At 63.6% G+C, this 20,791-nt stretch carries 19 protein-coding genes; 9 read left to right on the top strand and 10 right to left on the bottom strand.

Going from position 1 to position 20,791, the window contains the following annotated elements:
• Position 1 precedes the first annotated feature (1 nt).
• Positions 2-1,222, top strand: coding sequence for a cytochrome P450 (locus EN846_RS05470; RefSeq protein ID WP_128346359.1), 1,221 nt, complete (start codon positions 2-4; stop codon positions 1,220-1,222).
• Between the two features lie 21 nt (positions 1,223-1,243).
• Here EN846_RS05470 and EN846_RS05465 read toward each other — a convergent pair whose 3' ends face one another.
• Positions 1,244-2,158 (bottom strand): glycosyltransferase family 2 protein, encoded by a 915-nt coding sequence (locus EN846_RS05465; protein ID WP_127394354.1) that lies wholly within the window; start codon positions 2,156-2,158, stop codon positions 1,244-1,246.
• 10 nt (positions 2,159-2,168) lie between these two features.
• The gene (locus EN846_RS05460; RefSeq protein ID WP_128272670.1) at positions 2,169-3,023 is read right to left on the bottom strand and encodes an alpha-1,2-fucosyltransferase; all 855 of its coding nucleotides are present in this window, start codon (positions 3,021-3,023) and stop codon (positions 2,169-2,171) included.
• A gap of 239 nt (positions 3,024-3,262) precedes the next feature.
• Between EN846_RS05460 and EN846_RS05455 the strand changes: the two genes are divergently transcribed.
• Together EN846_RS05455 and EN846_RS05450 are read left to right on the top strand one after the other, a co-directional pair.
• Positions 3,263-5,296 (top strand): ABC transporter ATP-binding protein/permease, encoded by a 2,034-nt coding sequence (locus EN846_RS05455; RefSeq protein WP_128346358.1) that lies wholly within the window; start codon positions 3,263-3,265, stop codon positions 5,294-5,296.
• 93 nt (positions 5,297-5,389) lie between these two features.
• Positions 5,390-6,037 carry a class I SAM-dependent methyltransferase gene (locus tag EN846_RS05450; protein ID WP_127393599.1) on the top strand — a complete coding sequence of 216 codons (648 nt, stop codon included), beginning with the start codon at positions 5,390-5,392 and terminating at the stop codon, positions 6,035-6,037.
• Here EN846_RS05450 and EN846_RS05445 read toward each other — a convergent pair.
• On the bottom strand, positions 6,024-7,088 hold the full coding sequence (locus EN846_RS05445; RefSeq protein ID WP_187331258.1) for an aminopeptidase: 1,065 nt from the start codon (positions 7,086-7,088) through the stop codon (positions 6,024-6,026). The genes EN846_RS05450 and EN846_RS05445 overlap by 14 nt on opposite strands.
• A gap of 260 nt (positions 7,089-7,348) precedes the next feature.
• Here EN846_RS05445 and EN846_RS05440 point away from each other — a divergent pair, with 260 nt between their 5' ends.
• A complete protein-coding gene (locus tag EN846_RS05440; protein WP_127393597.1) occupies positions 7,349-7,765 on the top strand; it encodes a DOPA 4,5-dioxygenase family protein in 417 nt (138 codons plus the stop codon).
• Between the two features lie 101 nt (positions 7,766-7,866).
• Here the strand turns inward: EN846_RS05440 and EN846_RS05435 are convergent, their stop codons facing one another.
• Positions 7,867-8,778 carry a LysR family transcriptional regulator gene (locus EN846_RS05435; protein ID WP_128346357.1) on the bottom strand — a complete coding sequence of 304 codons (912 nt, stop codon included), beginning with the start codon at positions 8,776-8,778 and terminating at the stop codon, positions 7,867-7,869.
• A 167-nt stretch (positions 8,779-8,945) separates the two neighbouring features.
• Between EN846_RS05435 and EN846_RS05430 the strand changes: the two genes are divergently transcribed.
• From EN846_RS05430 to EN846_RS05410, 5 genes are all read left to right on the top strand, one after another.
• On the top strand, positions 8,946-9,644 hold the full coding sequence (locus EN846_RS05430; RefSeq protein WP_127393772.1) for a type 1 glutamine amidotransferase domain-containing protein: 699 nt from the start codon (positions 8,946-8,948) through the stop codon (positions 9,642-9,644).
• 466 nt (positions 9,645-10,110) lie between these two features.
• Positions 10,111-10,266: a hypothetical protein gene (locus tag EN846_RS35000; RefSeq protein WP_187331221.1), complete on the top strand. Its 156-nt coding sequence runs from the start codon at positions 10,111-10,113 to the stop codon at positions 10,264-10,266.
• A 367-nt stretch (positions 10,267-10,633) separates the two neighbouring features.
• On the top strand, positions 10,634-10,897 hold the full coding sequence (locus tag EN846_RS05420; protein ID WP_127393773.1) for a hypothetical protein: 264 nt from the start codon (positions 10,634-10,636) through the stop codon (positions 10,895-10,897).
• 33 nt (positions 10,898-10,930) lie between these two features.
• Positions 10,931-11,224 (top strand): hypothetical protein, encoded by a 294-nt coding sequence (locus EN846_RS05415; protein ID WP_127393774.1) that lies wholly within the window; start codon positions 10,931-10,933, stop codon positions 11,222-11,224.
• Positions 11,225-11,521: 297 nt separating this feature from the next.
• Entirely contained in the window at positions 11,522-12,409 is an 888-nt protein-coding gene (locus EN846_RS05410) for a metal-dependent phosphohydrolase (protein ID WP_127286608.1), read from the top strand.
• A gap of 109 nt (positions 12,410-12,518) precedes the next feature.
• Here EN846_RS05410 and EN846_RS05405 read toward each other — a convergent pair whose 3' ends face one another.
• From EN846_RS05405 to EN846_RS05380, 6 genes are all read right to left on the bottom strand, one after another.
• A complete protein-coding gene (locus tag EN846_RS05405) occupies positions 12,519-13,589 on the bottom strand; it encodes an adenylate/guanylate cyclase domain-containing protein (protein WP_127286609.1) in 1,071 nt (356 codons plus the stop codon).
• A 3-nt stretch (positions 13,590-13,592) separates the two neighbouring features.
• The gene (locus tag EN846_RS05400) at positions 13,593-14,087 is read right to left on the bottom strand and encodes a Rab family GTPase (protein WP_126056366.1); all 495 of its coding nucleotides are present in this window, start codon (positions 14,085-14,087) and stop codon (positions 13,593-13,595) included.
• Between the two features lie 13 nt (positions 14,088-14,100).
• Positions 14,101-17,148 carry an OmpA family protein gene (locus tag EN846_RS05395; protein ID WP_135858506.1) on the bottom strand — a complete coding sequence of 1,016 codons (3,048 nt, stop codon included), beginning with the start codon at positions 17,146-17,148 and terminating at the stop codon, positions 14,101-14,103.
• A 7-nt stretch (positions 17,149-17,155) separates the two neighbouring features.
• Complete coding sequence (locus tag EN846_RS05390; RefSeq protein ID WP_127284993.1) at positions 17,156-17,821, bottom strand: hypothetical protein; 666 nt, start codon at positions 17,819-17,821, stop codon at positions 17,156-17,158.
• 394 nt (positions 17,822-18,215) lie between these two features.
• On the bottom strand, positions 18,216-18,461 hold the full coding sequence (locus EN846_RS05385; RefSeq protein ID WP_127394193.1) for a MoaD/ThiS family protein: 246 nt from the start codon (positions 18,459-18,461) through the stop codon (positions 18,216-18,218).
• A 65-nt stretch (positions 18,462-18,526) separates the two neighbouring features.
• Entirely contained in the window at positions 18,527-20,791 is a 2,265-nt protein-coding gene (locus EN846_RS05380; RefSeq protein WP_128346795.1) for a xanthine dehydrogenase family protein molybdopterin-binding subunit, read from the bottom strand.

Raw genomic sequence — 20,791 nt, 5'->3', positions numbered from 1 at the left:
CATGCGGGCCGGCCACGGCATGACGGCTCCGTTCTTCGATCCGTTCGCGCTCGGCGACGATCCGTTTGCGCATTTTGCCCGAATGCGCGCGTCGGGCGGCATCGCGCGCGGCGCCGCGCCCTATCCGGAACTTGCCGACGCGCATTACGTCTTCAGCCATGAACTGGTGTCCCGCGTCCTCAAGCATCCGGCCCTGCTGCAGGCGCCGCCCGGCAGGTATGAGGAGGTCCGCCGCAAGCTTGTCGACCAGGCGCCGATGGCGCTGCTCAGCCGGTCTGTGATGCTCGCCGATCCGCCGCATCATGGTGAGCTGCGCCGGCCGGTTGCAGGCTCCCTCTCCAGATCCGCCGTCGAGACGCTGACACAGGGCCTGCGCGCGCTAAGCCGCGAGCTGGTCGACCGGGCGATGGCGGACGGCCGCATCGATGCCGTCGCCGGGCTCGCCGTGCCGGTCTCCTTCTGGCTCCTGCAGGAAATCATGGGCATCGAGATCGAGGATCCATGGGCGCTGAAATCGGTGACCAGCCGCATGGCTGGTGCGTTCGACCTGCGAACAGACCAGCCGCCGGCTGCCAGCACCGCGGCCTATGGCGAGTGCCGGGCCTTTGTCGAGGAACGGCTGGCGCAACAGGCCTTCCGGCCGGACGGAATGGTCGCCCGCATGGCGCGGGAAGTCGCCGAAGGGCGCTGGTCCCACGAAGACATGGTGGCCAACGTCGTGTTCATGCTGTTTGCCGGACAGGAGACCGTCGTCGACGCTTTCGGCAACGCGGTGGTCGCGCTGCACCGTTTTCCAGAACAGCGCGACCTGCTCGAGCGCCGGGCTGTCGACTGGAGCAGCGCCGCCGCCGAGCTCCTGCGCTACGGCGCCTCCGTGCAATACGCGGTCGCGCGCATTGCGGCCGAAGACATCGACCTCGGCACAGCCAGGATCGCGAACGGCGAGGCGGTGGTGGCGGTGCTCGGCAGCGGCAACCGCGACGATGCGGTCTTCGCGGACGGTGACCGGCTGGACCTCACCCGCTCGCCGGCCTTGTCATTGACCTTCGGCACCGGCCTGCATGTTTGCCTCGGCCAGCATGTCGCCCGCATCGAGATCGCGGCGATGATCGAGGCGCTGTTCACCCGCGCCCCTGGCTGGTGGCTCGATGCCGCCGGCGCCGGGCGCCGCCCGTCGCTGTCGTTCCACGGGATGAGCACCGCGCCGCTTGTGCTTGCCTAGGGGCACGCGACGGCGCCGATCCTACTTGTGCTGTTCGAACAGCGGCCGCGTCTGCTCGAGGATCGCCGGATCGAGCGACCGGACGATCTCCGCGACCTTGGCCCGCAGGGCCTCGATCGCCGCGTCGTCGAGCGGTTCGAGAATGTCATTTTGATCCCGCGACGCGATGTATTCTTCCAGGGAGGGCGCCTCGCTCGCCGGCGTGAAGCCTCCGCCGCGGGCGTGCTTGCTCAGCAATTCCTGCCGCGACTTCACCGCATAGTGGCGGACCCAGCCGAGCTTCCATTCCATCGGCATGGCGGCTTGATGCCTGTCGAGGGTGATGCCGTCGACCAGCGTCCTGCGCTGCCCGATCGGGAAACCGTGCGGATGCGCCATGAACAGCGTCGGGCTTCGCAGGGCCTTCGGCAGGCATGAGGCGACGCGCGCAAACGCCTTCTTCCAGCGCGCCGTCGAGGCGTCGTGCCTGCCGCGTCTCGGAAACCGGACGGTGACCAGCTCGTCGTCATAGGCCTCTTTGCCGTCGCTGCCGAAATTCGCCCAGCGGAAGGCGACGCTGCGCACGCCGCGCCGTCTGAGCAGCGAGCGGACGAGCTCGGCGCCGCTCCAGGGCGGTCCGTCGAGTGGCTCGAGAAATTCGTCGGCGTCGAGGAAGCCGAGATAGCGATAGCCCTGCAGCAGCGCCCGCCAATAAAGGTGCGAATAGGCGCGCCGCTGCGGCTGCGAGCGATCGTGCCGCCAGTCGACCAGTTGGATCCAGCCGGCGTCGCGCAACGCCGAAAGCACTGCCGTCTGCGGTCCGGCGAGACAATTGTCGGCGATCATCAGATCGAAGCCGTGCAGCTTGTGCCACGCGATCCACTCGATCACATAGGGCTGCTCCAGCTTCATGATCGCGCAGATCAAAGGCCTGTCGATGGAAAGCGGAAATCTCATCGCAATTCTTTCATCGCGCAATTTGCCCAAGTTCGACCTGCCGAAACGCGATCGCATCGCCATAGAAGGCCGCGAGCTGCTCGGCGGACGCCGTCCAGTCGCCGATGTCCAGTTGATGGAAGCGGTAGCGCGCGTCGCCCGCCGGAAGCAGGTCGATGTCCGGCCTGATTATCGGATCGAGGATGCCGGCCACCGGCAGATGGATCGTGTGCGCCGACGACAGCCAGCTGGCCAGCCAGGAAAAGGTGCCTACCGACGCGACGACTTGGCTTGCCCGGCGCAGCGTCTCGAAATCGGTCAATGGCGATGCCTGCGGCGCGAAGACGGCATCCGGAAAGCGCTGGCGCAGGCGCCGGCAATAGTCGTTGTCGTCATGGGTCTGGCCGACGAAGACCGGCTTGCGGCCGCTGTCGCGGATCAAGGTTTCGAAGAAGGCGAACGGCATCGGGCAGTAGTTCTTGTGGAAGCCGTCGAGGATGTCGCCGGCCCGCACATGGATGACGAGGAAGTCGTCGCCATAGGTCGGCGCCTCGGCTGGGCGCCCGTCGAAAATCCTGGAAACCTCGGCTCGATCGTAATAGCCCAGTCTCTGTGCGAAGCCCTTGAACAGGACGCTGCGCGCCCGTTTCTGGCGGAACGCGGCGGCGATCGCGTCGAGATCGTAGCGATGCGAGCCTTCGAGCCGAAGCGCCCGGTACCGCCACAAGAGGGGCGGCCGCACCGTGGCGATGGACCATTCCGGCAGGTCGGCGTTGCAGACATAGCCGCCGGGAATGCGCCTGGCCAGCACATGGCTGAACATGTACTGAAACATCCTGTTGCCCATACCGCCAAGCGGTCGCATGACGATCGGTACACGCCGCATCGAACCCCCTTCAGGCCGGCACCGGATCGAGCCTGTCGATCCGGTGCAGGCATTGTTGGCCGGAATAATCGCGTGAGGTTTGTCCGATAGGCAAGCTTCCGGCTCCGTGTTTCCACTTGTCGCGGCTATCCCGGCAATCACGGCGGATGGCCGCCAGCACCGGAACCAAGGCGCGCCGGCGGCCGCATGGCCGGGCGAACGTCGTGAAACCTTTTGATTTTTAGGCCGTTGTCGGCCTGATGTCAGAAGCTAGATCCAAATCGAAACCGGCCCGCGGCGCCAAATCGCGTACTGCCCGAACGCCGGGCAAAGCGAAATCGGGCCGGGAGAAATCGAATGAAGACAAGCATTTGGTTGTCGAAGCCGCGCCTGAGGTCAATGGCGAGGCGGCGCCACCGCCGGAGGCTGCCGAACCCGATCCGCAGCTGGCGCCCGAGCAAGCCGAGCAGGCGCGCAGGAAATATCTGCTGAAGCGTTTCTGGATCAGCGCGCGCGGCTACTGGAGCCGTCGCGGCGACCGGCTCGCCTGGCCGCTCACCATCGGCGTGCTTTTGCTGATCTGCATCAATATCGGCTTCCAGTACGGCATCAATGTCTGGAACCGCTCGATCTTCGACGCGCTCGAGCAGCGCAACGCCCGCAGCGTCTATTTCCTCAGTGCCGTCTTCGTGCCGCTGGTGCTGTGCAGCGGCAGCCTTGTCGTCACGCAGGTCTATATGCGCATGACGATCCAGCGCCGCTGGCGTTCCTGGCTGACCACCGCGGTCATCGCGCGCTGGCTGGCCAGCGGCCGCTACTATCAGCTCAACCTGGTCGGCGGCGACCACCAGAACCCCGAAGCGCGCATGACCGAGGATTTGCGCATCGCCACCGAATCGCCCGTCGATTTCATCGCCGGCGTCCTCAACGCGTTCCTGTCGGCCTCGACCTTCATCATCGTGCTGTGGACGATCGGCGGCGCGCTGACCCTGCCGATCGGCGGCGAAAGCGTCACCATTCCGGGCTTCCTGGTGATCACGGCGGTGATCTATGCCGCCATCACCTCGACCTCGATGGTGGTCATCGGCCGCAACTTCGTGCGCATCTCCGAGACGAAGAACCAGGCCGAGGCCGAGCTGCGCTACACGCTGACGCGCGTGCGCGAGAACGGCGAGAGCATCGCGCTGCTCGGCGGCGAGGACGAGGAGCGCAGCGGCATCGACAGGAATTTCGGCCATGTGCTGAGGCAATGGGCGCTGCTGACCGGCCAGCACATGCGCACCGCGCTGGTATCGCAAGGGTCGTTGCTGTTCGCGCCGGTGGTGCCGATCCTGCTCTGCGCGCCGAAATTCCTCGCAGGCGGCATGTCGCTTGGCGAGGTGATGCAGGCGGCTTCCGCCTTCGGCATCGTGCAGGGCGCGTTCGGCTGGCTGGTCGACAACTACCCGCGGCTTGCCGACTGGAACGCCTCGGCGCGGCGCATCGCGTCGCTGATGATGTCGCTCGACGGGCTGGAGCGCGCCGAGCAGAGTGACGCGCTCGGACGCATAAGCCGCGGCGAAACCGAGGACGGCGCCATGCTCAGCCTCGACAATCTCTCGGTGACGCTCGACGACGGCACCGCCGTGGTCAAGGAAACCGGAGTCGCGATCGAACCCGGCGAACGGGTGCTGGTGGCGGGCGAATCCGGCTCGGGCAAGTCGACGCTGGTGCGCGCCGTCGCCGGCCTCTGGCCATGGGGCGGCGGCAGCGTCAATTTCCACCCCGGCAGGCGGCTGTTCATGCTGCCGCAGCGGCCCTACATCCCCACCGGCACGCTGCGCCGCGCCGTCGCCTATCCCGCCGCCGCCGACAACTGGACGGCCGAAGAGATCAACACCGCCCTCGACAAGGTCGGCCTCGCCTATCTCGCGGCCAGGCTCGAGGAAGAGGCGCCATGGGACCAGACGCTGTCGGGCGGCGAAAAGCAGCGCCTCGCCTTCGCGCGCCTCCTGCTGCACAGCCCCGACATCATCGTGCTCGACGAAGCGACCTCGGCGCTGGACGAGAAGAGCCAGGAGAAGATGATGAAGACCATCGTCCACGAGCTGCCGAAGGTGACCATCATCAGCGTGGCGCATCGCGCCGAACTCGAAGCCTTTCACAGCCGCAAGATCACGCTGGAGCGGCGCAAGGGCGGCGCCAAGCTGGTCAGCGACATCGAGCTCGTCCCGCGCAAGGGCAAGCGCAACGTGTTCCAGCGCGCCCTGTGGGGGAGCGGTACGAAGGGCGGAGCGCGGCGTGAGGTGGAGTGAGGCCCGCTGGTTCGATTCTTTGGCCGGCTCGGCCGGTTACCTTGCGTTTAGCTCCGCCATGTAAGGAATCCGCACTGCGGAGGGCGCACGCGAATGCTGGACAACTACGAGCTGGACGGGTTCGGCGTGATCCACCAGATCGACTTCACCCCGATCAAGTACGACAAGCAATACATCTCCTATTACGAGGATTTGAGCGACCGGACCATCAAGCTCGGCTATCAGCGGCTTGGCTGGGTGCTGGGCGTCACCGGCGAGATTCCCCGGTCGGTGCTGGAGATCGGCTACGGCACCGGCACGTTCGTCGAAGCGGCGAAGATAACCGGCGTCGCCGACTGCGCCGGCTGCGACATCGCCAGGTTTCCGCTGCCGCAGGGCGTCCGCTTCGTCGATTGGGATGAGGCGCTCGCCAGCTCGTGGGATCTCGTCGCCATGTTCGACGTGCTCGAGCATATACCGGACCTGAGTTTCCTCGCCCGCCTCAAGGCCCGCCACCTGGCCATCGCCGTGCCCTATTGCCGCTGGCGCGAGCTCGGCGCCGACGGCGATGCGTGGTTCCAGACCTGGCGCATGCGCCTGCCCGACGAGCACCTGCACCATTTCGACCGCGGCTCGCTGGTGGCGCTGCTCGCGCACCACGGCTTCGAGTGCGTGACGCTGAACTCGTTCGAGGACGGGATCAGGCTGCGGCCCGGCGAAGCGGGTCCGAACATCCTGTCCGGTTTCTTCAGAAAGCGTTAGGCCGCGCGGCCGCGGTCCCGGCGCCCGGTCGATCACAGGTAGCGGCAGTCTTGAGCGCTTCGGCACGGGAAGGTTGGGGCAGATCGGCGATGCGTCGAACGGAAGCGTAGAACCTCGGATAGTCGCCGGCGCACAGGTCGAACAGGCGAAGAAAGGCCGGAACCTGTTCGCCGTAGACGGCGGTCGCGGCGAGCTTTGCGTTGTTGATCGGGGCCGAGAACCAGGCGTCGTAGCCCCGATATCCCGCCCAGCGCCGGTCGCGCAGCTGCCGATAGCGCATGCGCAGCCTGTCGATCGCGGCAGCCTTGGCGGCCGCCATCTGCTCCGGGCTGCGGGAGCTTTCATAGACCTGCCCCAGCTCGTCGCGGGTTTTCGCCAGCAGTGCGAGAAAATCGGCCCTGCGCCTGCGATCGGCTTCGTAGCGGCGCAATCCGGCGCGATCGCCAGCGGCGCGCAGCCATTTCCTGACGCCGGTGGTTTCGACGGCAACCGCGAAGGCCTCGTTGAAGGCGGAGTCGCCGTCGACATAAAGGCGCTGATGCGCCAGTTCATGAAAGATCAGGCTGGCGAGATAGGTGTCGTCCTGACCGAGCATGGTGCTGAGCAGCGGGTCGCTCGACCAGCCCAGCGTGGAATAGGCGGTGATGCCGGTGACATAGACGTCCAGCCCCTGCCTGTGCAGTTCGAGCGCGCTTTCGGTCGCGGCTTTGCGGGCAAAGTAGCCCCGGTATGGAACGCAGCCGAACACTGGAAAGCACCATGTGCGCGGCGCAAGCGAGAACTGCGGCGCGGCGAAAACGGCCCAGGTCACGGCGTCGCGATGGATGTCGACATAGCTGCGGTAGCTGCTGTTGTCGGGCAGCGCCAGCTCATCCGTCGCAAACCGCCTGATGGCGCTCGCCGACGTCAGCCTGGCGCGCAAGGCCTGAGGCGTCGAAGGATCCTGGACGAGCGTTCCGACATCTTTCCGCGCGGCCATGATCTCGACATGACCCTGCAGCGACTGCGCGTAGTAGGAGATGCTGGTGCAACCGGTCAGCCCGGACGCCATGATAACAGCGGCAAGCAAACGAAAAACGCGCTTCACAGCCTGCCCACCGCTTGCCCATCTCCCCCTGGAACCGATTGCACCATGTCTCATCAGGCGCACCAGTTTTCGTCAAGATGTCGGCGGGCCGGACTTTCGACTTTGGCAGGATTGGCAAAAGGCGGCCATTCGCCTTTGAATTGACTCAAGTCCGCCAAGCGCGCGAGGCTGCCTGGAGGGCCTGGGAGAGCCGGGCGCGACACCAATCGAAGGGGAGGATCGCGGTGAACGAGAAAAACAGTCCGAGGCAGCTTGCGGAGATCGCCAGCTATCACGCCCATATCTACTACGCCGGGCAGCCTGAGCGGCAGCATGCCGAATGGCTGCGCCTGCGCATCGCGGAACGCTTCCGCGTGCGCCTGGGCAACTGGCGCGACGAGCCAGTCGGTCCGCACCAGCAGGCCATGTACCAGGTCTCCTTCGCCAACGCGGTTTTCGCCACGCTGGTGCCATGGCTGATGCTGAACCACGGCGGCTTGAGCATCCTCATCCACCCCAACACCACCAACCCCAAGCGAGACCACACGGTCGACCCGGTGTGGATCGGGCAGGCGCTGGGGGTGCATGAGGAGGTGCTCGGCGAGGAGGACGAAGCGGAAGAGGCGCTGGAGGTGAATACGGAGCCGACGCTGGGGGCGTGAGGGGGGGTCTGGGCAGCGCCATCCCCCTCTCCGACCGCTACGCGGCCCCCACCTTGTGGGGGACAGGCTCGAGCAACACGCGCCGAACCAGAAAGGCGCTCTCAGGGGACTTGCGCCGTCATTTCCTTTGCCAGCTCGCCGATCAGCGAGCGCAACCACCTGTGGGCGGGGTCGTGGCGGTAGCGAACGTGCCAGGCCATCTCCACCGGAAAGGTGCCGAGGTCGACCGGCGTCGGCAGCCCCTTCAGCCGGGGATCGCGCTCCAGACTGCGGCAGATAAGCTTCGGCAGCGTTGCGCAATAGTCGGTGACGGCAAGCATCTCCGGCACGGCAAGGAAATGCGTGACGGAAACCGCAACCTCGCGCTTGAGGTTTTGCTGCCCCAATGCCTGGAAGACACCCGCGCGCAGCCGGCCCGGCGGCAGCACGTTCACATGCTTGAGCATTTCGTACTGTTCTCGGGAAATCCGGTCCCGCACGCCGGGATGGTCCTTGCGCACCACGCAGGCCAGCCCATCGTCCATGAGATGCTGGACGACGAGGTTGTCCGGCGGATCGACGATCCGGCCGAGCACCATGGCCGTGGTGCCGGAAATGACCCCGGTCTCGGCCAGATCGTTGCCGAAGGCCGTCATGCGCAGCTTGATCCCCGGCGCTCGTTCGCGCGCCCTCGCCACCAGCGCCGGCATCAGCACGATCTCCACGTAGCTGTTGGGGGCAAGGGTGAACAGTCGTTCGGTGGTTGCCGGCTGGAACTCCTGCTGGTTCAGGATGAGATCGTCCAGTTGCGCCAGCGCCGCCTCGATCGTCGGCGCGATCTCCTCGGCGAGCTGCGTCGGCTTTATGCCGTAGCGTTCCCGGATGAACAGCGGATCCCGCAGGGTGTCGCGCAGGCGGTTCAACGAATTGGACAGCGCCGGCTGCGTGATGCCCAGCCGCGCTGCCGCCCGTGTCACGCTGCGCTCCTCCATCAGGGCCAGGAAAACCGGGAGCAGGTTCAGGTCGTATCTCATCGAGATATAATCTCAGATAAATATCTGAAATCGAAGAAGTAAATTTCTGAAATATGTGGGCAAGTGCCATTATCGGCTCCTCGATAAGCCGATGCGGCTGATCGAGCTCCCAATCAACCGGCGGCGACGCCTCGCGGCGCGGCATCCTCTGACGAAAGCAAGCGACAATGAAAGTCCTCATCGTACTCACCTCCCACGACACTCTGGGCGACACCGGCAAGAAGACCGGCTTCTGGCTCGAAGAGCTGGCAGGGCCGTATTATGTCTTCAAGGACGCCGGCGCCGAGATCACGCTCGCCTCGCCGAAGGGCGGCCAGCCGCCTCTCGACCCGAAGAGCGACGAGCCGATGTTCCAGACCGACCTTACGCGGCGCTTCAGCGCCGACGAGCTTGCCAAGGCGCAGCTTGGGGAAACGGTGCGCCTGGACAGCATCGACCAGAAGGACTTCGACACGGTCTTCTACCCGGGCGGACACGGGCCGCTGTGGGATCTGGCCGAAGATCCGAATTCGATCAGGCTGATCGAATCCTTCGCTGCCGCCGGCAAGCCGGTCGGCCTCGTTTGCCATGCGCCGGGCGTCCTGCGTCACGTGACCAATCCCGACGGCACCCCGTTCGTTCAAGGCCGCTATGTCACCGGCTTCACCAACGCCGAGGAAGCGGCCGTGGGTCTCACCAACGTCGTGCCTTTCCTCGTCGAGGACGAGCTCATCCAGCTCGGCGCGGTCTTCTCCAGGGTCAAGGATTGGGGCGTGCACACGGTGGTCGACGGCCGGCTCGTCACCGGTCAGAATCCGGGGTCGTCGGTCGAGGCGGCGGAGGCGCTGATGGCTGCCGTGAGCCTGGTGAAGACCAGGGCCGCCTGAGCGGGCCGTGCATCGCGACCTGCCGCAGACTCGCGCCACGCTTCGTCATCCTCGGGCTTGACCCGAAGGGGTGCGCTGTCCGCCGGCGCTCTCAGCGCCTGGTGCTCCGGCTCCGCCAACGCTTCGTCATCCTCGGGCTTGACCCGAGGATCCATGCCGTGACGCTTTTCGTAGAATGCGGCGGATCAAAAACTGCACCGTCGCAAGGCGCGCAGGTCGCGGCATGGATCCAGGGTCTGCGCGCGTCGCTTCGCTCCTTGCTCCGCCCCAGGATGACGAAGGTGACAAACACGGCGCTCCTTGACGCGCCCGCTGTCGCCATCGGCGACCGCTGCGCTTGCAGGAATTGCTTCGCCCGTCACGACATACCCCTTTCGGCCTAGTCCATATTATTCGGTAAGTGACTCGCACGCCGGTCGAGCCAATACTTCCTGCTGGTAATCATGCCGGGCGGGGGCTCGCAAACATGGATTCCGATATCGTCTCGGGCATAGCCGTTGCTTCGATCGTCGTCGGCCTCGCCGGTCAGGCCGTTCTGCTTTGGATCACCTGTCGCGGCCTCGGCTGGACGCCGGCGATCGTGAGCAACCGCAGACGGCGTCTCGCCAGTGACCGCGATTAGAATTCGCCCGGCACGCCGTATATGCGTGGCATCGTCATGGACGTGACTAACCCGAAGGTGGCGATCTTCCTCGCCTTCCTGCCGCAGTTCCGGAGCGCGGCAGCATTGCCGCCCAGATGCTGACGCTCTGCGCCATCTTCATCCTCTGCGCCTTCCGAGCCTCCCTGCACGCGCACTTCCTCGAGTTCATCGTGAGCGTGCAAGGCCGGGATCCAGTTTCATCAGGATCGTGGATTCGCCGCCGGCCTCATCCTTGTAGATTGCTTTCATGTAGACGCCCGGCGCGGCCGAAGTGAACGCGCGTGGCCCTCTCCGAATAACCTGTTCCGTAGTATAGCGAATCGACTTTGAAAATTTGGAGATTCCATTGCTTCGCCGCAGTCTTATTGCCCTTGTCGCGATCGCTCTTACAGGTTGCGTCGCGTCCTCCATTGACCCGCAGAGCAAGGCCTCCTTGGGCTTCGTCTACGTGGAGCCGGTGCAGCTGTCGAAAGCCACTGTCTTTGCGCCAAATTCAAGTGAGGCAAATGCAAGTTCGGGGAAAGTGCCCGCCACGGTGGCAGAGGCCACTTCCCGTCTTCAAGAGGTCGTGGATACGCGCACCAACCTCCGCGAGTTCATCGAGAGTTAGGCGAAGGAAGACCTTGTCAGCAAGGGATACCGCGTGACAGACGCGGCATCGGGCGCCTCCGCCAGGCTGAAGATCAACGTCAACCACGCATTGAGCGTTCCGGTTAACGATGGGCGAGGCATTGCAATGACCGTCAGCGCTGAGATGGTTCGTTCATCGGACGGCAAACGGCTAATCTTCGCCGGCGCCAGCCAGATCAACGATGCCGAAGCGAAGGGCGTTCGCATGGCGCCCTATGCCGAATGGTTCACGAATGATGAGTTCTTCGTAGAGCAGTACCGCTTGGTAGCCCGGCTGCTTACAGCTCAGGCCCTTGCGGGCCTGTAGGGGCGAAAAAACTCGGTGGAGGCGACGCCCCGCACCGGATCTAACCCAACGCGAAAACTGTGAAAGCGGAAGCAAGGGCCTTGTCGCGAGCCTGATCACCGACCATGCGAGGCGATCGCCGGTCTGCCTATCCTCCCTGACAGCCTCGGCAGCAGGAAAATCTCCGCCCCCCGGCAACATTCGGCAGTCGCCGCTGCCTTGGGGCCTTGGTCCTATGAAATCTGTGCCGGAACCGTGCTAGGGTGGCCGCCGCAGGACGCGGCTTGCCGCGCTTCAAGGCGGTCAGGAACGATTGTCATGCTCAATCCAATCTCCATCATGGCCGACCGGCTCGGCGACTATCTGTCGGAACTCTACCTCCAGTATTTCTCGCATCGCAATCCGGAATATGCGAGCTACCTGGGCGGGGCGGCCCGCCTTGTCCTGGAGCGCATCGGCAATTCGAACGCGCTCTATCACAACATCGAGCATACGCTGATGGTTACGCTCGCTGGCCAGCAGATCATTCGCGGCCGGCTACTTTCGGAATCCCTGACCCCCGATGACTGGCTGCATTATACCTGCGCGCTGCTTGTCCACGATATCGGCATGGTGCACGGCGTGTGCGAGGGCGACACCGAGGACAGCTTCGTCATTAACGAGGCCGGCGACCGCTATACGCCACCGCGCGGCGCCTCCGACGCGGTGCTTGCGCCCTATCATATCGACCGCGCCAAGATCTACGCGCGGCAACGTTTTGCTTCCTCGAAGTTCATCAACGAGGAGCGCATCGTCGAGGCGATAGAGATGACACGCTTTCCGGTGCCGACCGATCCGGCCTACCAGGTCACCAACACCGAGCCTGCGCTGGTCAGGGCCGCGGACCTGATCGGCCAGCTCGCTGATCCCTTTTACCACCGCAAGCTGCCGGCGCTGTTTGCGGAGTTCTCTGAGATCGGGATGGTGGAAAAGCTCGGCTGCAGGACCGCCGCCGATCTCGGCGCCCTCTTTACCGATTTCTTCACACTGCAAGTCGAGCCTTACATCGCCGACGCGATCCGCTATCTGGAGCTGACGACGGAAGGCAAACAGTGGATTGCCAACCTCCACAGCAACCTCTTCCAGTCCGGGCATCGCCCGGCCAGGATCGGGCCGTTCCCCGGCCTGTTGCAGCCCACCTCGGCAAGCCATTTGGTGGAAACTTAAGAGCCTGGGATCGTTTCCCTTTCCGCCGGCCCGCAAAGGTTGCATGCGGCGGCTGTCAGGCATCGTCGCCAGGCCCGCATCCGCCGTGGTCGTGGTCCCAAGCGGCAAATCAGGCCGGGAGCCGCCACATTCGCACCAGACCTGTGCCACGCAATTCCGTTTCCCCGAGCGGCTCGCAAGCAAAATCCGGTCCGAGCAATTGGTGGGTTGCATCAGAAATACGGATTTCATCGGGCTCCGCGGCCTTTTGAATGCGCGCGGCGAGATTAACGGTGTCGCCCCACAGGTCATAGACAAACCGCCTTTTGCCTATGACGCCCGCCACGATCGGTCCGGAGTGAATTCCAATTCTGAGACGTAGCGCTTCGCCTGCGAAGCGCTCTCGCCTGGCCGCCTCCCGCAGCTCAAGCGCATAATTCGCAATGGCTTGCGCATGATCGGATCGCGCGACCGGCAGGCCAGCGACCGCCATGACACAATCGCCGATGGTTTTGATCTTTTCGCAGCCGTATTGTTCCGAGAGCAGATCGGCCGCCCTGAAGAAGTAATTCAGGATAGCGATCGTCGTCGCGGCTCCGACGCTCCGCGCTCTTTCGGTAAAGCCGACGATGTCGGCAAAAAGCACACTGACCTCCGCGTGGTTGTCTGCAATTTGCTCGTCCGCTTTCAGCCGCTCCGCGATCGACGCCGGAAGAATGTTGAGGAGCAGGGATTCGGCACGGCGGTATTCGCGCGACAAACCCTCCTGGCTCTCCCTTAACGCCTCGTTCGTCGATTGCAGCTTCGCATTGAGTTCACGCTCCCTCTCCTGCAGGAGCGTCATTTCATAAGCCTTCTGCTGAAGCCGCTGCTGATGGTCGCGTTCGGGCGTGGCGTCGAGAAAGAGCAGCCACACCGAGCCGCTGTCGTCAAAGAAATGAAGGTCCGCGACACGCCCGCCGGGCAGTTCCATCATGGGCAAATGGAATGGAAGCTCTGGGCAAGGCAGCAGCCCTTCCATGATTTCGAGTTGATCGGCAACGGGCTCGCCAGTGCGAAGCGACAAAAGCCCGTAATATCCAAGGTTGCCGCCCTTCGCTTCTATGCATTGCCGGGCGTCGATTTTTAGATATGCCGCAGAACGCTCCTTAGAGAAGAAATCGTATATCCAGCTTCTGACTTCTTTCGGCAACCTAGCCATGGTCTACTTGGCGACCATCGAGGCAAGCTGACGAAACGCATCGTCGACATGTTCGCCCGAAAGCGCGCTTGTCAGATAGATTTGCCATCCGCGTTGCTTCAGTTCGTCAATCTCACCATCCGGTATTGCCCAGCGATCGGTCAGATCGGATTTGTTGAACAGCAATACAAACGGCATGGCACCGAATTCGGCCTCGACGCGCTCGCGCAGCGTAAGCGCCACGGCAAGAGTAGCGGGCCGGGTTCCGTCGACGACAAGTACGAGCCCGGTCGCACCTCGCACATAGCTGACGCGGAATGAGCCGATATCGTCTTCGCCGGCCAAATCCCACAAAATCAGATCCACGGTCTTGTCCGGAAACGCGACGCTTTTCTTGTCGATCTTCACGCCCACCGTGGTCAGGTAGTTTTCCGAGAAGATGCTTTGCACGAACCTGCGCACCAGGCTCGTTTTGCCGACAGCGAACCCGCCCAACATGCAGATCTTTTTTTGCAGCATCCTGGGCCCCGCACTACTCCAGGCTGACCGTAACCGAAACCCGGCGATTGGTGGAGTTCCCAGTTCGACTATTTTCATTTTCGGGCACCGCCGGCTCAAAGGTGCCCGCGCCCCGGACCTGCAGCAGTTCCGGAGCGACGCCGCGCTTGTTGAGAAGCGCGCGAACCGTCTCGGCGCGGGCGGCGCTGATCGACGCGTTGGCCGTCTCACGGCCCGTTGTGTCCGAATGGCCGGTCAACATGAACCGCGCTGTCACGCCTGCCTTGCGGGCATTTTCGGCGAATTCCTTCAACTGATCAGCCAATCTGTCAAGCACCGGCGCCTGCTCCGGTCCCGGCACAACCTTGCCGGAAGAGAAGAAAATATCGGTCGTCTGGATGGCCTCTCTCAAATGATTAAGTTCGGCAAGGTTCAGCTCGCGCAACTGCGAGACATCCAGAATCACTCCGTCCGCCGAAAGTTGGTCGGCGGCGGCCTGTGCCCGGCCGATCCAGCCGGCAGGAGCCTCGCCCACGACAACGATGCGACCCTGGATGATCGAAAGCTGAACCGATTTCGGCGGGGACAGCGACGCCGTCAGCCGCTTCACCACGAACTTCGGATCAAGACTCTGATAGAATTGCCACTGTGAATGAACGCGGGCAGGATCAACCCCCGTTCCGGACAGCAGAGCTTGCGGGTCGGCGGCAAGCGGGTCTCTCAGACCGGAAATGTAGAAATGTCCGCCCCTCTCCGTTTGTTGGGCGACGATGATTCCCGGTTGAGCCTCAAGTCGCGACACATAATACTGCCAATGCTCCGCCGCGCGTGCATCGGGGCTCACATCACGAACCTTGGAAATGTCGAACTTCGGTCCGCCTACCGAAAGCTGTCGTGCCGCCGCGCGCGCCCGATCTATCCAGGTGTCGGGAGCCTCACCCTCGGCAACGATGCGGTCATTGACGATCGAAAGGCGCACGGTATCCGGCGGATACAGCGACGCCGTCAGCCGCTTCAACACGAACACCGGCTCAAGGCTCTGATAGAATTGCCAGCTTGCATGAACGCGAGCGGGATCGACCTGCGTCCCGGCCAGCAGCAACTGCGGGTCGACGGCAAGCGGGTCTCTCAGGCCGGTAATATAGAATTGGCCATCGCGCACATTCTGTTGGGCGACGATGATGCCGGGCTGCTTCTCCAGTCGCGACACATAGGCCTGCCAGCGCTCCTCGGGGCTCACATCACGGACACCGGAGATGTCGAAGACCGGGCCGCCGGCTGAAAGCTGCTGGGCGGCGGTCCGCGCCCGGTTGATCCACGCGGTGGTGGCCTCACCCGCCGCAACGATGCGATCATCGACTACGGAAAGCCGCACCGAATCCGGCGGCGCCAGCGACGCCGTCAGCCGCTTCAGCACGAACTGCGGCTCAAGACTCTGGTAGAATTGCCAGCTTGCATGAACGCGCGCGGGATCGACCTGCGTCTCGGCCAACAGCGAATGCGGGTCGGTGGCAAGCGGGTCTCTCAGACCGGCAATATAGAATTGGCCATCGCGCACAGTCTGATCGGCGACGATGATGCCGGGCTGGGTCGCCAGTCGCGACACATAGGCCTGCCAGCGCTCCTCGGCGCTCACATCGCGGACCCCCGAGATGTCGAAGACCGGGCCGCCTGCCGAAAGCTGCTGGGCGGCGGTCCGCGCCCGGTTGATCCACGTGGTGGTAGCCTCACCCTCGGCGACGATGCGACCGTCGACGACCGAAAGCCGTACCGAACCCGGCGGCGCCAGCGACGCCGTCAGCCGCTTCAGCACGAATTCCGGCTCAAGGCTCTGATAGAACTGCCAGTCTGAATGAACGCGGGCGGGATCGACCTCCGTTCCCGGCAACAGCGACTGCGGGTCAACGGCGAGCGGGTCTCTCAGTCCGGCAATATAGAACTGGCCGCCACCAATTTTCTGCTCGGAAACGACGATCCCCGGCTGGGTCGCCAGTCGCGACAGATAGGTCTGCCAGCGCTGCCCCGCTTGCCAGGAAAGAAAGAACCAGGCGCCTGCCGCAGTCACAATCAGCAGGGCTGCCGTCACCACCAGCCACGGGAATCCCTCTTTCGAATCCGTATGCTGCAGCTCGACGCAGGTCTGCAACTGCGTCTCCACGCCGGGCAACTGCGATGTGTCGCCGTCAAACTCCTCTAAAGCCTGCGAGGATTCATCGTGGATTCGGAGCAATGCATCGCGAATTACGTCATGCAATTCCTCCGGCGGGTTTCCCCGGATCACCGCAACCAGCGTCGCAAACGGTCCGACTTCCGACCAGAGACGAAGCTCGCCGAACCGGATGGTGTCCAGGCCGCTGTTCTCTTTCTCGTTGAACGAGTCCTTCACGAAATCCTGAATTGCGCTGAGCATCGAGGAAATCAGTTGAGGGTCTTCGCTGGTGGCGTTTTCGGCGGTTACATGCGCGATCAAAAGCCCAGATCTGCGGCTGATCAGAAAGACATGCTCCACGCGATAGACGAGAGAATGCTTGAGAACGACTTCGGAGAAGCTTGTTCCGGTTCTCCAAGCCTCAAATCTCCACTTGAGGCCATGCCAGGTAAATATATGCCTTAAAGATTCATTCAGGGACTGGAAGGTCTGGTCGATCTTTTCGCCGATCGACTTGCGAATGGCCGGCAGAAACACCGGATACAATATATCCGTCAGTATGTGCGGGTTCTTCTGGATGGACCGCTGCGCGGCCCTTTCTACGGCCGGTGCGAGGGCCTCGCCGAGTTGCATATGAGACGCGCGCGCGGTTGCGTCGGGGAGAACGTTCCCTACAGCGGCTGCAAGCTGCTCAGGCTCGTCGAGCAGGTGCGTAACGCGTGAAAGTTCCGAGATTTCGCCGCCGACGAGCAGCTGGCGAAGCCTTTCCAACCGATGATCGGCGGCTGGAACTCCTTCGTAAAGCGCATGGTTGTCCGGATCGACGTTCCGGGCAATTTCCACCAAAAGGCGGGCCAGAGCCTCGCGATCAATCCCGGTATCGTTCGAAGCTGGTCTTTGGGGAAGGCTGATTGGGTCGACGCTCGACGTCAAGTTCCGATCAACTCGCTTTCCAGCTACGCTCCGAGTTGCTCTTGCTGCCAACGGGATCCTGATTCAGACATTTTGCGACCTCGACAAACAGGCCGGCCAAAAGATTTCGGTCGGTCTTGACGTTGCTGAGATCGGAAAAGATCTTCTCCATCAGCATTTGAGCGCTTTCGTTCTTTTGCTTGATTTCCTCGCGCAGCAAATGGTCGCTTCTGTTCATGCGATCCGCTATTTCGCGCTCGAGCTCGCTCAATTGATCAGACAACGCGCGCACCTGCTTTTCAAGCGCCTGATTCTGATCGCGAAGATTGCGGTCGATCTCCTTGTCGGCCTCGGCTCGCGCATCTTTTTCGTTCCGCAACTGCGTCGCCAGCGAGTCAACCTGCTTCTTCGCATTTGACTCGTAGGTTTCAAGATTGCGCTTGGCTTCGGATTCGACATCCTTGAAGCGCTGCAGGAACCGCTCTTCAAGCTTGGAGAAGCGGCGGTCATAGTCCTGCATCTGGTTGCCGAACAAAAGATCGCGTATCTTGTCGACACCTGGAGCGTCACCGCCGGCCCCGCCCTCGCGGCTTTGGGCGGCCATGAAGTTCAGCCCGTTTTCGCTTACGTTGCCTAACAGATTTGCGTCCGCTTTATTTGCCGAAGAAGCGGCACTCGAAGAGTCCTTTGCCATCCTTACGCCCCATAGACCGATGAGAAACTCCGAAACGGGGAACATGTCAGACAAATACCCGGGCCACAAGCCGGAATCCTGTTGGCTTGGGCCGATTTGTGCGTCCTCGGTTCGTCTCTTGGACCAGCAACAGATGCACGAGTTCCGATTGGTGTCGCTCTTGTACCTCTTTGTGATGGGCGGCACACATGCTGTCTCGCACCGGCTGTATACTGAGACCATCAGCTTCTGATGCGGCCCAACGCAAGCGGCCGTAGGATGGACGTGGGCTTCGGGTCAGAATCGGACATTAGCGAACGGAAGCTCCTGATCACGCGCGGGCACAGAAAAGCGGCACTATCGAGCCTGCATCGTAGCGGGCTCTGGATATGGACGTTGTGATCCCATTGTCCACTCACCCCCCCGCCAACCGCGGCAGCAGAAATATCTCCGCCCCCGGCGGCAGCTCCTTACTCCACGTATCCCGATAGATCGTCCCATCGATCGCCACCGCGATCCCGCGATCGATCCAGGGCTCGATGCCGGGATACTGTTCCGCCAGCTTGCGGAACAGCTCCCTGATGTCCTTGGCCTCGACCTCGACCTTGCTCTTGCCGCCAGCGACCTGGCCGAGCGCGCCCCAGAGCGTGACTTCGACCATAGTCAGAACCTCATTGGACCGTGGCGTCAGCCGAAAACCGCTTCGCGCTTTTCGACATCACGTTCTCAGCCTTCCCGCTCCGCCTCGATCGCCGCGAGAATCCGCGGCGGCGACATCGGGATGTGGGTCATGCGCACGCCGGCGGCGTTCGACACCGCGTTGGCGATCGCCGCCAGCGGCGGCACGATCGAGGTCTCGCCGACGCCGCGCACGCCATAGGGGTGGTTGGGGTTGGGAATCTCGAGGATCTGCGTGTCGATCATCGGCAGGTCGGAGCAGACCGGGATGCGGTAGTCGAGGAAGCCGGCGTTCTGCAGCCGCCCGTCCTTGCCGTAGATATACTCCTCGTTGAGCGCCCAGCCGATGCCTTGCGCAGCACCCCCCTGGTACTGGCCCTCGACATAGGTCGGGTGCACCGCCTTGCCGGCGTCCTGCACCACCGTGTAGCGGATCACTTTGGTGAAGCCGGTCTCGGGGTCGACCTCGATGTCGCAGATATGGGTGGCGAAGGAGACGCCGGCGCCGTCGGCGACGAGTTCGCTGTGGCCGGCGATCGGCCCGCCGGTCGTACCCGACCTGGCCGCGATCTCCTTCAGCGACAGTTTTCCGAGATTGCCGTGATTGTCACCCTTGGCGACGGCGTGGCCCTGTTCCCAGGCGACGTCGTCGACCGAGATGTCCCACATCTGCGCGGCGCGTTCCCTGAGGATCTTGATCGCGTTGCGGGCGGCCGAGATGGTCGCCATCGAGGAGGAGAAGGTGCCGCGGCTGCCGTCGGTCATGTCGTTGTAACCGAGGCTGGAGGTGTCGGCGACGATCGCCTTGACCTGCGAATAGTCGATGCCGAGCTCCTCCGCCGCCACCAGCGACAGCGAGGCGCGGGAGCCGCCGACATCGACGGTGCCGACGGCGAGCGAGACCGAGCCGTCCATGCCGATGTTCAGGTCGGTGCAGGTCTGGCCGCCGAAGTTGAACCAGAAGCCGCAGGCCATGCCCCTGCCCTGGTTTTCCTTCAGCGGCGCCTTCATGTGCGGATGGTTCTTCGCTGCCTCAAGCGTAGGCCCGATGCCGATCGGGCCGTAGACCGGGCCGTAGGACGAGCGCGTGCCTTCCTGCGCGGCGTTCCTGATGCGGAACTCGACCGGGTCGATGCCGACCTCCTTGGCGAGCTCGTCGACGGCGCTTTCCACCGCGAAGGCCGCCATCGGCGCGGAAGGCGCGCGATAGGCCGCGGTCTTCGGCCGGTTGACCAGCACCTCGTAGCCGACGGTCTTGACGTTCTCGAGCTTGTAGCAGGCGAAGGCGGTCATGGCGCCGATCTCGGCCCACGTGCCGGCATAGGGGCCGCTCGTGTAGCGCAGCGTCGCTTCGGCGGCGGTGATGGTGCCGTCCTTGCGGGCGCCGATCTTGACGTCGATCGAGGTGGCGCTGGTCGGACCCGAGGCGCGGAACACCTCGTCGCGGGTCATCACCAGTTTCACCGGCCGTCCGGCCTTTCTGGACAAGGCAAGCGCCACCGGCTCGGCCCAGACATGGGTCTTGCCGCCGAAGCCGCCGCCGATCTCGGACGAGGTGACGCGCAGCTTCGAGGCTTCCATGCCGAGCAGTTGCGCGCAGTGCTGACGATAGACGAAATGGCCTTGCGTGCAGACCCAGAGGTCGGCGGTGCCGTCGGACGAAACGCTCGCCACGCAGGCATGCGGCTCGATATAGCCCTGGTGCGTCTGCTCGGTCTTGAAGGAGCGCTCGACGATGAAGTCGGCGTGGCCAAAGCCCTGATGGACGTCGCCATGGCCAAACTGGCTGCGCTTGGTGACGTTGGACGGCTTTACCGGCTTTTCCTCGAGGCCTTCGGTGAAGATCGTGTCGTTGATCAGCGGCGCGGTGTGCTTCATCGCCTCGTCGACATCGGTGACATGCGGCAGCACCTCGTAGTCGACCGCGATCAGCTTCAGCGCCTGCCTGGCGGTGCGCGCATCGACGGCGGCGACGGCGGCCACCGCATGGCCGTCATAGAGCGCCTTGGCGCGCGCCATGCAGTTGTCGAGAATGTCGTACATGCCGGCATCGCCGTCGGTGAGGTCGGGCAGGTCTTTCGCGGTGATCACCGCCTTGACGCCGGCGAGCTTCTCCGCCTTCGAGGTGTCGATCTTCCGGATGATCGCGTGGGCATGCGGGCTTCTGAGCACGCGTCCGACGAGCTGGCCGGCCATGTTGAAGTCGGCGCCGTAGCGGGCGCGGCCGGTCACCTTGTCGACGCCGTCGGGGCGGATCGGGCGCGTGCCGACGGAGGAGAAATTGCGTCCGGAATAGCGCGGATCGAAATTCAT

Source organism: Mesorhizobium sp. M4B.F.Ca.ET.203.01.1.1 (assembly GCF_004791025.1).
Lineage (GTDB): Bacteria > Pseudomonadota > Alphaproteobacteria > Rhizobiales > Rhizobiaceae > Mesorhizobium > Mesorhizobium abyssinicae.
The sequence above is the reverse complement of the archived record's forward strand: the minus strand, read 5'-3'. Positions and strand labels throughout refer to the sequence as shown.